General features: G+C 71.6%; 14 protein-coding genes. 9 read left to right on the forward strand and 5 right to left on the reverse strand.

Features of this window, described 5'->3' with window-relative positions:
• Window positions 1–155: 155 nt before the first annotated feature.
• Window positions 156–1,025, reverse strand: coding sequence for a PHP domain-containing protein (locus JOE59_RS10085; protein ID WP_204460235.1), 870 nt, complete (start codon window positions 1,023–1,025; stop codon window positions 156–158).
• 120 nt (window positions 1,026–1,145) lie between these two features.
• On the opposite strand from JOE59_RS10085, the gene JOE59_RS10090 reads away from it, so the two are divergent.
• The 3 genes from JOE59_RS10090 (at window position 1,146) to JOE59_RS10100 (ending at window position 4,439) form a co-directional block, all read left to right on the forward strand.
• Window positions 1,146–2,165, forward strand: a complete 1,020-nt coding sequence (locus JOE59_RS10090; protein WP_204460236.1) for an endonuclease/exonuclease/phosphatase family protein — start codon at window positions 1,146–1,148, stop codon at window positions 2,163–2,165.
• Window positions 2,166–2,191: 26 nt separating this feature from the next.
• The gene (locus tag JOE59_RS10095) at window positions 2,192–3,763 is read left to right on the forward strand and encodes an aminopeptidase P family protein (RefSeq protein ID WP_204460238.1); all 1,572 of its coding nucleotides are present in this window, start codon (window positions 2,192–2,194) and stop codon (window positions 3,761–3,763) included.
• A 67-nt stretch (window positions 3,764–3,830) separates the two neighbouring features.
• A complete protein-coding gene (locus JOE59_RS10100; protein ID WP_204460239.1) occupies window positions 3,831–4,439 on the forward strand; it encodes a hypothetical protein in 609 nt (202 codons plus the stop codon).
• A 3-nt stretch (window positions 4,440–4,442) separates the two neighbouring features.
• Here the strand turns inward: JOE59_RS10100 and JOE59_RS10105 are convergent, their stop codons facing one another.
• A complete protein-coding gene (locus tag JOE59_RS10105) occupies window positions 4,443–4,790 on the reverse strand; it encodes a TIGR02611 family protein (RefSeq protein ID WP_239560200.1) in 348 nt (115 codons plus the stop codon).
• A 65-nt stretch (window positions 4,791–4,855) separates the two neighbouring features.
• A complete protein-coding gene (locus JOE59_RS10110; protein WP_204460240.1) occupies window positions 4,856–5,599 on the reverse strand; it encodes a YflT domain-containing protein in 744 nt (247 codons plus the stop codon).
• Window positions 5,600–5,678: 79 nt separating this feature from the next.
• Here JOE59_RS10110 and JOE59_RS10115 point away from each other — a divergent pair, with 79 nt between their 5' ends.
• The 6 genes from JOE59_RS10115 (at window position 5,679) to JOE59_RS10140 (ending at window position 10,389) form a co-directional block, all read left to right on the forward strand.
• Window positions 5,679–7,007 carry a magnesium transporter MgtE N-terminal domain-containing protein gene (locus JOE59_RS10115; protein ID WP_204460241.1) on the forward strand — a complete coding sequence of 443 codons (1,329 nt, stop codon included), beginning with the start codon at window positions 5,679–5,681 and terminating at the stop codon, window positions 7,005–7,007.
• Window positions 6,994–7,515, forward strand: a complete 522-nt coding sequence (locus JOE59_RS10120; RefSeq protein ID WP_204460242.1) for a DUF1003 domain-containing protein — start codon at window positions 6,994–6,996, stop codon at window positions 7,513–7,515. The genes JOE59_RS10115 and JOE59_RS10120 overlap by 14 nt, the downstream gene beginning before the upstream one ends.
• Window positions 7,502–8,704, forward strand: a complete 1,203-nt coding sequence (locus JOE59_RS10125) for an Mrp/NBP35 family ATP-binding protein (protein ID WP_204460243.1) — start codon at window positions 7,502–7,504, stop codon at window positions 8,702–8,704. Before JOE59_RS10120 ends, JOE59_RS10125 begins: the two co-directional genes overlap by 14 nt.
• Before the next feature lie 4 nt (window positions 8,705–8,708).
• Window positions 8,709–9,620 (forward strand): hypothetical protein, encoded by a 912-nt coding sequence (locus JOE59_RS10130; RefSeq protein WP_204460244.1) that lies wholly within the window; start codon window positions 8,709–8,711, stop codon window positions 9,618–9,620.
• Between the two features lie 71 nt (window positions 9,621–9,691).
• Complete coding sequence (locus JOE59_RS10135) at window positions 9,692–9,979, forward strand: hypothetical protein (protein ID WP_204460245.1); 288 nt, start codon at window positions 9,692–9,694, stop codon at window positions 9,977–9,979.
• 32 nt (window positions 9,980–10,011) lie between these two features.
• The gene (locus tag JOE59_RS10140; RefSeq protein ID WP_204460247.1) at window positions 10,012–10,389 is read left to right on the forward strand and encodes a hypothetical protein; all 378 of its coding nucleotides are present in this window, start codon (window positions 10,012–10,014) and stop codon (window positions 10,387–10,389) included.
• Between the two features lie 15 nt (window positions 10,390–10,404).
• Here JOE59_RS10140 and JOE59_RS10145 read toward each other — a convergent pair whose 3' ends face one another.
• Together JOE59_RS10145 and JOE59_RS10150 are read right to left on the reverse strand one after the other, a co-directional pair.
• On the reverse strand, window positions 10,405–11,949 hold the full coding sequence (locus JOE59_RS10145; RefSeq protein WP_204460249.1) for a pyridoxal phosphate-dependent decarboxylase family protein: 1,545 nt from the start codon (window positions 11,947–11,949) through the stop codon (window positions 10,405–10,407).
• Window positions 11,949–13,340, reverse strand: coding sequence for an MFS transporter (locus JOE59_RS10150; protein ID WP_204460251.1), 1,392 nt, complete (start codon window positions 13,338–13,340; stop codon window positions 11,949–11,951). Before JOE59_RS10150 ends, JOE59_RS10145 begins: the two co-directional genes overlap by 1 nt.
• Window positions 13,341–13,412 lie beyond the last annotated feature (72 nt).

The following is a 13,412-nucleotide window of genomic DNA, read 5'->3' on the forward strand; positions in this document are numbered from 1 at the left end:
AAGGAAGCGGAATCGATGGTCCGTTGTCCTCATCTTGGAGAGCGGTACATTCCGACATCGTTCATTTCGTGCCACCGACCGCGTCGGCACAGGTCAACCACCTGCGGGCGTGATCACCGTACTTCATGATTCGGCCGCTCGCCTCATGGGGTCGACTACGGCAGCACCGGCGCCGACCCGCGCCCTTCGGCGATGATCGCCTCGACGACGTCGGGCGCCGTGCGGCACTCGCCGAGCCGGTTCGGCTTGCCGGTGCCGTGATAGTCGCTCGAGCCGGTGATGCGCAGCCCGAAGCGCGAGGCGAGCGCACGCAGTCGCGGCTTCGCATCCTCGCGGTTCTCGGGGTGGTCGATCTCGAGCCCGAAGAGACCGGCCTCGACGAGCTGCTCGAGGCGTTCGGGCGGAATCACGCGCTCGGCGCCGCGCGTGCCCGGGTGCGCGAGCACGGGCACCCCGCCGGCTTCGCGAATGAGCCGCACGCCCGTGAGCGGATCGGGCGCGTAGTGCGGTCGCGCGTAGCCCGCGCGCGGGTGCAGGATGCCGTCGAACGCGGCCGAGCGCGTGGCGGCGTGGCCGCGGGCGACGAGCGCGTCGGCGATGTGCGGGCGACCGATCGTCGTGCCCTCGACCGTCTGGGCGAGCACGTCGTCCCAGGTGAGGGGGTAGTCGCGTCCGATGCTGCGCACGATCGCCTCGGCGCGGGTGAACCGCGACTCGCGGATGTGCGCGGTCTCGGCGATGAGCGCCTCGTCGAGTGGGTCGATCAGATAGGCGAGCATGTGCACGCTCGTGTAGCCCTCGCGGGTCGAGAGCTCCATGCCGGGGATGAGGGCGACACCCGTCTCGGGCACGGCCGCGGCGGCCTCGGCCCATCCGCTGGTCGTGTCGTGATCGGTGAGCGCGACTCCCCAGAGGCCGGCGCGCGCCGCCTGCCGCATGAGCTCGGCGGGAGCCTCGGTGCCGTCGGAGACCGTCGAGTGCGTGTGCAGGTCGGCTTGGCCCGCGACGACGGTGGCTTCTGGCATCCTGCAATGCTATCCGGGGCCGCCCCGGGGACGAGCCCGAGGCGACTTCACCGGGGACTCCCAGCCGATCGGCAGTGCAACGACCGGCATCCGCCCGGCCCACTCGCCTAGGGTTGGTGGATGCTCCCCCGCATCCTCGGCTGGGCCATCGTGCTCGGCACCGCAGCCGTCGCGCTCGTGCTCCTGTGGCCGCAGGCCTTCGGGCTGCAGAACCAGTGGGTGGCCGCGCACGTCGTCGCCCTGCGCGGCACCGCGGCAGCCGGCGGCATCCTCGCGCTGATCCTCTTCCTGCTGCTCGCCCTCGCGCGGCCGATCCGAGTCTTCGCCTTCGCGATGGCCGTCGTGTTCGCGCTCTTCGCGGCGGGCAACGTCGCGGTGCTGACCGCTCGCGGCTTCGGCGGTTCGACCGCCGAGTCCGGCCCCGACTCCGTGACGGTGCTCTCGTGGAACACCCTCGGCGAGGTGCCCGAGGCGTCGACGATCGCCGACCTCGCCCTCGAGCGCGGAGCCGACATCGTCGTGCTGCCCGAGACCACCGAGCCGATGGGCGAAGAGGTCGCGATCGCGATGCGCGAGGGCGGCAGCCCGATGTGGGTGCACACGGCCGCCTACGACGACATCGCGAAGGCCCGCTCCACGACGATCCTGATCAGCCCCGACCTCGGCGACTACGACGTGATCACGCCCGAGGTCCCGGGCCCGCCCGGCAACACGAACACGGTGCCGAGCGTCGTGGCCGACCCGGTCGACGGCGACGGGCCCCGCATCGTCGCCGTGCACGCCGTCGCGCCCATCCGCTGGGAGCTGCGCAACTGGCGCAGCGACCTCGACTGGCTCGCCGAGCAGTGCGCCGGCGACGACGTCATCATGGCGGGCGACTTCAACGCCACGGTCGATCACTTCGCCGGTCATGGCATCGACGGCGGCGACATGGGCCAGTGCGCGGATGCCGCGGCGCAGGCCGGTGCCGCCGGTCTCGGCACCTGGCCCACCGACGTGCCCCCGTTCTTCGGCAGCCCGATCGACCACGTGATGGCGACCCCGAACTGGAGCGTCGAGGCGTTCGAGGTGCTCGAGGGCTTCGACGACGCCGGCAGCGATCACCGGCCGATCGTCTCGACCCTCGTCGAGGTCGACTGACAGCCGACGGTGCGAGAATGGTCGGCATGGCCAACACCAGCGACACCTCCACGACCGAGACGGCGGCTCCGGCCACGACCGCGAGCGAGGAGACGGTGCGCGACGCGAACCGCTCGACCACGCCCGGCTCGGAGGGCTTCAAGAACTTCATCGGCAGCGGTTGGGCCGAGCGCGACGAGACGCTGCCGCAGGCTCGTGAGCAGGCATCCTTCGCGGCCGCACGCCGGGCGAAGGTCTCGGCGGCGTTCACCGGCCAGCGCCTCATCGTGCCCGCGGGCGACATGAAGCAGCGCGCCAACGACACCGACTACCCGTTCCGCGCGCACTCGGCGTTCGCACACCTGACCGGCTGGGGTTCCGATGCCGAGCCCGGCGCCGTGCTCGTCTTCGAGCCGACGACCGACGGCCACGAGGCGACCGTCTACTTCCGTGAGCGCGCCGGGCGCGACTCCGAGGAGTTCTACGCGAACCCCGCGATCGGCGAGTTCTGGATCGGCGCGCGCCCCTCGCTCGCGCACGTCGCCGCAGATCTCGACCTCGCGACCCGCGGGCTCGAGGAGTTCGACCGGGTCATCGACGCCGTCGACTCGGCGACCCTCGTGCTGCGCGAGGCCGACGCATCCGTCACCGAGCGCGTCGACCACGCCCGCATCCGCTTCGCCGCCGAGCAGGCGCTGTCGACGAACGCCTCCGACGCCCCGTTCTCGATCGAGGTCGGCGGCTCGCACGAGCCCGACGCCGGACTCGCCCGCGTGCTCTCCGAACTGCGTCTCGTGAAGGACGCGTTCGAGATCGCCGAGATGCGTGCCGCCATCGACGCGACGCAGCGCGGCTTCACCGAGGTCATCGGCGAGCTCCCCCGCATCACCGCAGAGGTGCGCGGCGAGCGCGTCATCGAGGGCGTCTTCGCGACCCGTGCCCGCCTCGACGGCAACGACGTCGGCTACGACTCGATCGCCGCCGCCGGCCCGCACGCCACGATCCTGCACTGGACCCGCAACGACGGCCCAGTCGTGCCCGGCGACCTCGTGCTGCTCGACGCCGGCGTCGAGATGGACAGCTACTACACGGCCGACATCACCCGCACCTTCCCGGTGAACGGCACGTTCTCCGAGGTGCAGCGCAAGATCTACGAGGCCGTGCTCGAGGCAGCCGACGCCGCGTTCGCGATCGTGAAGCCCGGCATCGTGTTCCGCGAGGTGCACGCGGCCGCGATGCAGGTCATCGCCCGCAAGACCGCCGAGTGGGGCTTCCTGCCCGTTTCGGCTGAAGAGTCGCTCCAGCCCGACAACCAGTTCCACCGCCGCTACATGGTGCACGGCACCAGCCACCACCTCGGTCTCGACGTGCACGACTGCGCGCAGGCGCGGCGCGAGATGTACATGGACGGCGTCGTCGAGGCCGGCATGGTCTTCACGATCGAGCCGGGCCTCTACTTCCAGCCCGACGACCTCACCGTGCCCGCGGAGTTCCGCGGCATCGGCGTGCGCATCGAAGACGACATCCTCGTCACCGATGACGGCGCCGAGAACCTCTCGGCCGGCATCCCCCGCACGGCCGACGAGGTCGAGGCGTGGGTGCGCGGCGGCGCACGGTAATCGAATCGTGATCGGCTGCGGGGCATTCCCTGAATCGTTCTCGCAGTCCGTCGAGTAGATTCCGGGAATGACCCGGATCCCGTCGCTCGCCGCCGCCCTCCTCGCAGCGGTGACCATCCCCCTCCTCCTCAGCGCCTGCGTGGCGGGCGCGTCGAGCACCCCGAACGAACACGCGACCTCGTCACCGGCGACGACCGCCGCGTCTGAATCCGAGCCGACGCCCGAACCGGCGGCGCCCGTCGAGGTCGACCCCTCGCTCTACCTCGAGGAGTACGTGCCAGGCGTGGTGTTCGGGGTCGGTTCCGGTGCCGTGAACTGCCAGCTCCAGGAGCCGTCCGGCGACCCTGCCGTCGTCGCGTGGGGTTGCGCGGTCTTCCTGGATCAGGAATGGCAGTGGGAGGACACTGCGTTCGCCGAGTACTGCGCGCAGCTCGAGGAGCTCGAGGAGCTCGGTTGCCGAAACGGCCTCGTCGTGCACGGTGAGGAGGCTCCGGCGCCGCGTCGGAACACCGATGCCGACTTCGGCGGCGTCCAGGCATCCCACGTTCTCGCTGCGGGCGAGCGCATCACCGTAGGGGACGTGTCATGCGAGCCGGTCGGCGACGGAGTGCGCTGCGAAGACGTCTCGAGCGGTCACGGCTTCACGCTGTCGGTCGCGGCGATCGACGCCTGGTAGCCGTCAGGCGCCGGCAACGGGGCGAGCGGCCCGGCGCGCCTGCCACCACGCCCAGAAACGGGCGAGCTGGCGCTTGGCGAACGCGGCGACCCGCTTCGCCCACGCGAACTCGGTGCCGAGAATGGCGAGGCCGAGGAAGACGATGAGCCACCCGGGCCCGGGCAGCGGCACGAGCAGCAGTCCCACGGTCGCGATCATGCCGCCGAGCACGGCCACGGCCACGCGGTAGGCACGGCGCAGGCCGGGCCTGCGTTCGATGCGGCGACGGATGGCGCGGAGCATCCGCATGATCGGCCGATCAGGTCGCTCGCCCTCGGCGATCTCTCGATCGATCTCGTCCCTCGTCACCATCCGGTCACGATATATCGCGAGTCTGGGAAGTCGCCTCGACCTCGGGAGGTCGCAAGCGGTGAGGGTCAGCGCTCCGAAGCGGGCGGATCAGCGACCGTCGACGCTCCGGCGCCGTCGGTGTCGGCCTGCGGCGCAGCGGATGCCGCATCGCCGGCGTCGGCCGTCGGCGCGAGTTCCCCGTAGCGTGGGCGAGCGGGAGCCTGAGAGGCCCGGGCCGCCTCGGCGGCGGCGCGCTTCGCGGCATCCGTCGCCTCGCCGTAGCTGAGCGGTCGCCCGCCGTTCTCGACCGGCAGGTTCGCCGCGGGCCGCTCGGGCGCCGGCGCGTCGACGCCGAGCACGCTGCGGGCGCGATCGACGTGGGCGCTCTCGGCGATGATCGCGTACCGAGTCGCGAGCACCTGGCCGACCGAGGTGAAGTCGCGTCGGCGGCGGTTCAGCGAGTACGAGACGACACTGAAGATCATGCCGAACCCGGCGCCGATGAGCACCGCCGAGATGAGGATGCCGACCGAGGCGCCGGTCGGAGCGAAGATGAAGAAGAGCAACCCGAGGAAGGTGCCGAACCAGGCGCCCGATAGGGCCCCTGCGCCAGCGGCACGGCCCCAGGTGAGCTTGCCGGTGATGCGCTCGACGCTCGTGAGGTCGGTGCCGACGATCGCGAGCTCCTTCACGGGGAACTCGGCCTTGGCGAGTGCGTCGACCGCGGACTGCGCCTCGGCGTAGGTCTCGAAGCTCGCCACCGTCTCCCCCTTGGGCAGGATCGGGTAGGCGCGGCCGACACGGCCGCCGAACGGCGATTGAGTGCTCACCCGGTCATTCTCCCACGACGCGCGCCCCGCAGGCCGGGAAGCGGGCCGCGCACGAGGCATCCGGGACTAAGTTGGAACCGTGAGCGCCACGAGAGTCTTCGTCGCCCGACTCGCCGGGTGCGCCGTCTTCGACCCCGCCGGTGATCGGGTCGGCAAGGTGCGCGACGTCCTCGTCGTGTACCGCAAGAACGACCCTCCGCGCGTCGTCGGCCTCATCGTCGAGATTCCCGGCAAGCGCCGCGTGTTCGTCTCGATCGGCCGGGTCACCTCGATCGGCGGCGGTCAGATCATCACGACCGGGCTCATCAACCTGCGTCGCTTCGAGCAGCGCGGCGGCGAGGTGCGCGTGATCGCCGAGATGCTCGGCCGCAAGGTCGCCTTCACCGACGGCTCGGGCGATGCCACGATCGAAGACGTCGCGATCGAGGAGCTCGAGCCCGGCGAATGGCAGGTCGACCAGCTCTTCGTGCGCCGGCCGAAGGGCGCTTCCCCGTTCTCGAAGGGGCAGTCGGCCTACGTCACCTGGCGCGAGGTGCGCGAGGTGAACCCGCCGGGTGAGGCGCAGTCGGCCGAGCACCTCATCGCGTCGTACTCCGAGCTGAAGCCGGCCGACCTCGCGAACACGCTCCTCGACCTGCCCGCGCAGCGTCGTCAGGAGGTCGCCGAAGAACTCTCCGACGACCGACTCGCCGACGTGCTCGAAGAGATGCCCGAGTCCGACCAGGTCGTGATCCTCGCGGGCCTCGGCGACGACCGCGCCGCCGACGTGCTCGACCACATGCAGCCCGACGACGCGGCCGACCTCATCGCGCAGCTCCCCGAAGAGCGCGGCGAGCACCTGCTCGAGCTCATGGAGCCCGAAGAGGCCGACGACGTGCGCTTCCTGCTCTCCTACGGACCCGACACCGCCGGTGGTCTCATGACTCCCGAGCCGATCATCGTCTCTGCCGACGCGACCGTCGCCGAGGGTCTCGCCCTCATCCGTCGTCACGACCTGCCGCCCGCCCTCGGTGCCGCGGTCTGCGTGACGCTGCCGCCGTACGAGCCGCCGACCGGACGGTTCCTCGGCATCGTGCACTTCCAGCGGATGCTCCGCTATCCCCCGCACGAACGGCTCGGCACCCTCATCGACCAGGGTCTCGAGCCCGTGCGCGCCGACACCTCGGCCGCCGAGGTGAGCCGCATCCTCGCGAGCTACGACCTCGTGTCGGTGCCGGTCGTCGACGAGAAGCATCGACTCGTCGGGGTGGTGACGATTGACGACGTGCTCGACTACCTCCTGCCCGATGACTGGCGAAGTCATCCCGAAGATACCGAGGTCGGGCGCCGCGCAGCCGCGCGAGCCCAGCTGACGACGGGGAGTATCCCCATCTCGAACGGAAGGAGGGCAGGAGATGGCACGCGCTGACGCCGACGAGCGGCGATTCGACACCCCGAAGGGCACTCGCCGTGCCCCGTCCTTCCGCGGCTCGGGCGACAGCGACCGCTTCGGCCGCTTCACCGAGTGGGTGGCGCGCGGCATGGGCACGCCCGGCTTCCTGCTCGGTCTGTCGGTGTTCGCGATCGGCTGGATGGTGTGGAACACCTTCGCGCCCGAGGAGTGGCGTTTCGACTCGATCGCGATCGGGTTCACCGCGCTCACGCTCGTGCTCTCGCTGCAGGCCTCGTACGCCGCACCCCTGATCCTGCTCGCGCAGAACCGCCAAGACGACCGCGACCGCGTGCAGATCGAGCAGGACCGCCAGCGCGCCGAGCGCAACCTCGCCGACACCGAATACCTCGCGCGCGAGGTCGTGGCGCTGCGCCTGGCCATGAAAGACCTCGCATCGCGCGAGTTCATCCGCTCGGAGCTGCGCTCGATCATCGAAGAGCTCGACCGTCGCGACGAGGAGGAGGCGGACAATGCCGACCGCTGACCCGACCAGGCCCGCCGCGGCCGATCCTGCCACGATCGAGACCGCCGTTCGTGCGGCGCTCACGGGCGTCATCGACCCCGAGATCCGCAAGCCCGTCACCGAGCTCGACATGGTCGACCGGGTCGTCGTGCGGGGCGACGGCACTGTCGAGGTCGGCATCCGCCTGACGATCGTCGGATGCCCCGCCTCCGACCGCATCGAACGCGACGTGCGGCAGGCGGCCGAGACGGTCGTCGGCGACGGCAACGCCGACGTCGTGCTCTCGGTCATGACGCCCGAGCAGCGCAGCGCCCTCACCGAGCGACTCCGCGGCGGCAAGGCGGCCCGCGGCAATCCCTTCGGCCCCGGCAGCCTCACCCGCGTGATCGCGGTCACGAGTGGAAAGGGCGGCGTCGGAAAGTCGACGATCACCGCGAACCTCGCCGTCGCGCTCGCCGCTCGCGGCCTCTCGGTCGGACTCGTCGATGCCGACGTGCACGGCTTCTCGATCCCCGGACTGCTCGGCCTCGTCGACGAGTCGGGGCTCGCTGCGCGGCCCACGCGGGTCGACGACATGATCCTGCCGCCCGTCGCACACGGTGTGAAGGTCATCTCGATCGGCATGTTCGTCGAACCCTCCGAAGAGGGCGGGCGCGCGTCATCCGTCGCCGTCGCCTGGCGCGGGCCGATGCTGCACCGCACGCTCTCGCAGTTCCTCACCGACGTGTACTTCGGCGACCTCGATGTGCTGCTCGTCGACCTGCCGCCCGGCACGGGCGACGTGGCGATCTCGCTGGGGCAACTGCTGCCGAACGCCGAGGTCGTCGTCGTGACCACCCCGCAGCCCGCGGCGGCCGATGTCGCCGAGCGCTCGGGCGTCGTCGCACGTCAGACCGGGCAGAAGATCGTGGGCGTCGTCGAGAACATGGCCGGCTTCGCACAGCCCGGCGGCGAGATCTTCGACCTCTTCGGCGCGGGTGGCGGTGCCATCGTCGCCGAGCGCCTCTCGGCTGGTCAGCCCGCGCCGGTGCCGCTGCTCGCGAGCGTGCCGCTCAGCGTGGCGCTCCGCCGCGGCGGCGACGATGGCATGCCGGTCGTGCTCGCCGAACCCGACGACCCCGCCGCCCGCGCGATCGAGCAGGTCGCCGCACAGCTCGCCGCCGTGCCCCGATCGCTGGCAGGCCGACGACTCGACGTCACGGTCCGGTGAGCGGATGTCGCGCGCCCGCCTGACCCGCCGGCACGCGATGCCCCTCGCCGCCCTCGTCGCGATCACCGCGACCACGCTCGGGCTCGCTGCCTGCGCTCCGCTGGCCCGGATTCCCGCCGCCGAGCTGCCCGAGGGCCTCTCCGCCCGCGTGCAGCAGGGCCGCCTCGACATCGAGGCGCACCGGCTCGTGGTGCGCATCGAGAACGACGGAGACGCCCCGGTGACGGTCGAACGGCTCGAGGTCGACGCGCCGACCCTCGCGCCGGGCATGGTGCGCTCCGAACCGTTCGAGGTCGCGCCGGGCGACGCCCTGCAGATCCGCCTGCCGCTGTCGGCGAGCGTCTGCGACACCGACGACGGCACCGACACCGACACCGAGCCCTCGGTGCCCGAGGCGACGATCCTGCTCGACGTCGAGACCCGAGCAGGGGCGTCCTCCGGCGAGCTCACGGCCGACGACCCGCACGGCACCCTCGCCCGGGTGGCGAACTCGGAGTGCCTCGCGGAGTCGATCGAACAGGTCGCCGCCATCACGCTGCCCGAGCACCTGCGTTCGACCGGCAGCGGCACCGAGCGGCGCGCGTTCATCGACGTCGAGGTCGTGCCCGCGGCATCCGGTGCCGGGTCGTTCGTGATCGACCGCGTGTACGGCACGACCCTGTTGAACGCCGAGGGCGGCGTCGACTGGCCGCTCGCCGTCGAGGTGGACGTCGGCGGTGAACCCGTGACGATCACGCTGCCGGTGCGCCCCGCCCGCTGCGACGCCCACGCGATCGCCGACGACAAGCGCGGCACGATCCTGCCGTTCGAGATCCGCACGAGCGATGGTCGCGAGGGCCGACTCGACCGGTCATCGGGCGACACGCTCAAGGCCGAGCTCTACGCCTACTACGGCGAGCGGTGCGGGCTCGAGTGATCAGGAACGCCCGGCGGCGCTGCACAGGCGCACTCAGGCGCACTCAGGGCGACGCTCGGTAGAATCCGGACATGACCACGCCGAATCCGTCTCCCGCCGCGCTCTCCGACGAGTCGCGCGCCCAGCTGCTCAACGCCGAGGTGGCGAGGTACGCGCAGCGCGGCTGGACCGTGCAGTCCGTCGCGTCGGGCCAGGCCGTCGTCTCGAAGAACAAGCGCATCGGGTGGTTCTGGAACCTCATCCTCGTGCTCCTGACCGGGGGCCTGTGGCTGATCTACGTCGTCTACCGCGCGCTCAACCGCAAGGTGCAGACGGTCGTCATCACGGTCGACCCTGCAGGCCGAATCCGCACGAGCTGAGCCGCGACCGCCGCCTTCGGTAGCCTCGAAGCATGACGGTACCTGCTGACTGGATCGCGCATCGGCGCGGCGACGGTGAACTGCTCGGGTGGATGCGCCCCGACGGCGAAGGCTTCGTCGTCATCGATCTCCTCGGCCGACCTCTGACCGACTCGCTCGACTGGCTGAGCGCCGAAGAGGCACTCGAATCGACGGGGATCGGCTACCTCGCCGACCTGTACGAGCTGCGCCTCGACGACGGCCAGTGGCTTCGCGTGCGCATCACCGAGGTCTCCTCGACCGCGGTGCGGGTGAAGAAAGACGACTTCGGCGCCATCGACGCTCCGCTGATCGAGCACGAGGTGCCGTTCCCGGTCACCGACCGGCTCCGCCCGCTGACCGGCGACCGGGCGTTCATCCTCGACGCCTGATCGATCGGCCGGGGATCAGGAACCGGCAGCAGGCTCCACGACACGCGCGAGCAGCTCGACGAGCAGTCGTTCGGTGAGCTGCGGCGGCAGCGCGCCGACGAGCGCGAGCACCGGCGCGAGCCGGTCGGGCAGGGCCCCATCAGCGCCCGCGGCCTCGTCATCGGACGCAGCACCGCCGAGCAGCCCGAACGCGCGCAGCAGCCCCGCAGCACCCTCCGAGTCGAGACCGGCGGATGCCCCGGCGAGCGCGTCGAGGCCACCGGGCAGCGTCTCGGCGAGCCCCGCGACGAGCATCTGCCCATCAACGGGCGGCACGCCGCGCACGGCGTCGGCCGCGGCGACGAGTGCCGTCGACAGATCGCCGACCACGGCCTCGGTCACCGGCGTCACCGTGAGGTGGGTCGTGTGGGGCAGACGGGTGCCGTCGGCCTGGGTGAGCGCGGGCTGCAGCTGCAGGTGCCAGCCGGCCGCGCGCGCGGCATCCGCCCAGTGGTGCGGGTCGACCCGGCGCTCGACCGCGACCGACTCGTCGGTGGCGACGGCGAAGAGCGGGCCGGTCGGCGCGCCGACGATCTTCAGCCCCTCGATGCCCGTGACGACCTCACGGAGCGCCTCGGTGGCGCGAGCGGCCTGAGCGGTGAGCTCGGCGAATCCGTCTTCGCCGAGCGCCTCGATGATCGCCCACGCCGCGGCGAGCGGCCCTGCGGGCTTCGAGCCCGTGAGCGTGGGATTCACGACCGGGTAACCCGGCCAGGCGGTCGTGGCGAAGTACTGGAACCGCTGGCGGTCGCGGCCGCGCGTCAGCAGCACCGAGACGCCCTTCGGAGCGTACCCGTACTTGTGCAGGTCGGCCGAGAGGCTCGTGACGCCGGGAATCGAGAGGTTCCACGCCGGCAGCTCGTCGGGCCAGAAGGCGAGCGCGAAGCCGCCGATGCAGGCGTCGACGTGCAGCGCGATGCCGCGCGGGCCGGTGATCGCCGCGACGTCCGCGATCGGGTCGAGCGCCGCGAACGGGTACGACGGCGCGCTCACGACGACGAGCGCGACGTCGTCGCCGAGGCGTTCCTCGATCGCCGCGACCGAGACGACGCCCGTGACCGGGTCGACCGGGACGAGATCGAGTTCGAGCCCGAAGTACTCGGCGGCCTTGTGGAATGCGGCGTGCACGGTCACCGGGGCGACGATGCGCGGCACTCGGGGGCTGCCGGCCCGCACCGACCGCCACAGGTCGCGGGCCGACTTGACCGCGAGCAGGCAGCTCTCGGTGCCGCCCGAGGTGACCGAGCCGACGATCTCGTCGTCACCCTCGCCGCCGAGCACGCGCCGGGCGAAACCGACGACGCCCGCCTCCATCGCGGCGACCGAGGTGAACGTCGTCGGGTCGAGGCCGTTCACGGGCTGCACGAGGCGCGCTGCGCCGGCGGCCAGCTCGTCGAGCTCGGCGAGTCCGGAGTCGTAGACGTACGAGAGCACCCGACCGCCGTGGGTCGGGGCGTCGAGGGCGCGCATCGCCTCGAGTTCGGCGAGGATCTCGGAAGCCTCGCGGCGGAAGTCGGTCATCATGCCACCGTCTCTGCGGTCGTGGCGGCGGCATCGGCCTCGATGTCGCTGCGTCGGAGGGGGTACTTGCGCAGCGCCACGAGGCTCGCTGCCACGAGCAGCGCGGGGATCGCGCTGAAGCTGATCGCGATGCCCGCGACCGCGGCCGGCGACTGGGTCACCGTCTGGGAGCCGATCGACTCCACGTACCCCGTGAGCGCCAGCACGATCGTGAGCACCGTGGCGCCGAGCGCCATTCCCGCGGTCTCCCCCGCGGTCCAGACGCCGCCGAAGCTGCCGGCGCGGCCGATGCCGTGCGTGCGGGCGTCGTGCGAGATCACGTCGGGCAGCATGGCCATCGGCAGCGATTGCATGCCCGCGTAGCCGGCGCCCGCGAGCGCGACGGGCACGTACACCCACGCGCCCGGCGCCCAGATCATGCCGACGAGGCTGAGCGCGGCGATGCCGAAGAGGGTACTGGCCAGCGCGAACCCGCGCTCCTTGCCGACGCGGCGGGCGACGGCCTGCCAGACGGGCGCGAACAGCACGGCCGGGCCGATGAGCGCGACGAAGAGGAACGTCACCGCGCGCTCGTCGCGGAGCACCCAGGTCGCGACGAACTGCGCGCCCGCGAGCATGAGGCCGGTCGCCAGGCCCTGCAGCACGAAGGCCGCGAGCAGCGCGCGGAACGCCGCGCTGCGCTTCAGCGCGGCGAGGCCTTCGGCGTAGCCGGCACGGATGTCGCGGCGCGGCGCGGCATCCGTCGATGCACTGGGTTTGGATCCTCTGGCCTTCGCCGCCGTCGTGGTGGCGACGAGCATGCCGGCACCGATCACGACACCCGCGACGATGGCCATCACGAGGTATCCCGTGTGCTCGTCGGCGAACGCCGCGCGCACCTCGGGGCCGCCGGCGCCGAAGAGCAGGATCGCGATCGTGAGCACCACGACGCGCCAGGTGAGCAGGCGCGTGCGAGCGTCGTAGTCCGCAGTGAGCTCTGCCGGCAGCGCGATGTAGGGCACCTGGAACAGGCTGAAGGCCGTCGCCGTGGCCAGGAAGGCCAGGAACACCCAGATGCCGGACGCCCCGGGGTCGAGCCCCGTCGGCACGGCGAACGTGAGAATGAACCCGACGGGCAGCGCGATGGCGCCCACGATCATCCACGTGCGTCGCGTGCCGGTGCGCGCGAGTGCACGGTCGCTGCGTTCGCCGATCCACGGGTCGATCACGACGTCCCACAGCTTGGCGGCGGTGACGACGAGACCCGCGACGAGGGCGGTCACCCCGAGGGTGTCGGTCAGGTAGTACACGAGCACGAGGCCGGGCAGCGTGGCGAAGCCGCCGGTGCCGATGGATCCGATCGCATAGCGGGTCACGACACCGCGGGACAGGGTTCGCACCGATGCGGTCATGGAGGCAGTGTACTCACCCGTCGGCGCCGGTCCGACCGCGAACTGGGTCAACTGACCTAGAACCGGGTCGAC

It is taken from the genome of Agromyces cerinus (assembly GCF_016907835.1).
Taxonomy (GTDB): Bacteria; Actinomycetota; Actinomycetes; order Actinomycetales; family Microbacteriaceae; genus Agromyces; species Agromyces nitratus.

Bases quoted from the DNA above. Each gene is read 5' to 3' on its own strand.
- JOE59_RS10085 (WP_204460235.1), bottom strand. From the start codon at position 1,025: ATGCCAGAAGCCACCGTCGTCGCGGGCCAAGCCGACCTGCACACGCAC.
- JOE59_RS10090 (WP_204460236.1), top strand. From the start codon at position 1,146: ATGCTCCCCCGCATCCTCGGCTGGGCCATCGTGCTCGGCACCGCAGCC.
- JOE59_RS10095 (WP_204460238.1), top strand. From the start codon at position 2,192: ATGGCCAACACCAGCGACACCTCCACGACCGAGACGGCGGCTCCGGCC.
- JOE59_RS10100 (WP_204460239.1), top strand. From the start codon at position 3,831: ATGACCCGGATCCCGTCGCTCGCCGCCGCCCTCCTCGCAGCGGTGACC.
- JOE59_RS10105 (WP_239560200.1), bottom strand. From the start codon at position 4,790: ATGGTGACGAGGGACGAGATCGATCGAGAGATCGCCGAGGGCGAGCGA.
- JOE59_RS10120 (WP_204460242.1), top strand. From the start codon at position 6,994: ATGGCACGCGCTGACGCCGACGAGCGGCGATTCGACACCCCGAAGGGC.
- JOE59_RS10125 (WP_204460243.1), top strand. From the start codon at position 7,502: ATGCCGACCGCTGACCCGACCAGGCCCGCCGCGGCCGATCCTGCCACG.
- JOE59_RS10130 (WP_204460244.1), top strand. From the start codon at position 8,709: ATGTCGCGCGCCCGCCTGACCCGCCGGCACGCGATGCCCCTCGCCGCC.
- JOE59_RS10135 (WP_204460245.1), top strand. From the start codon at position 9,692: ATGACCACGCCGAATCCGTCTCCCGCCGCGCTCTCCGACGAGTCGCGC.
- JOE59_RS10140 (WP_204460247.1), top strand. From the start codon at position 10,012: ATGACGGTACCTGCTGACTGGATCGCGCATCGGCGCGGCGACGGTGAA.
- JOE59_RS10145 (WP_204460249.1), bottom strand. From the start codon at position 11,949: ATGACCGACTTCCGCCGCGAGGCTTCCGAGATCCTCGCCGAACTCGAG.
- JOE59_RS10150 (WP_204460251.1), bottom strand. From the start codon at position 13,340: ATGACCGCATCGGTGCGAACCCTGTCCCGCGGTGTCGTGACCCGCTAT.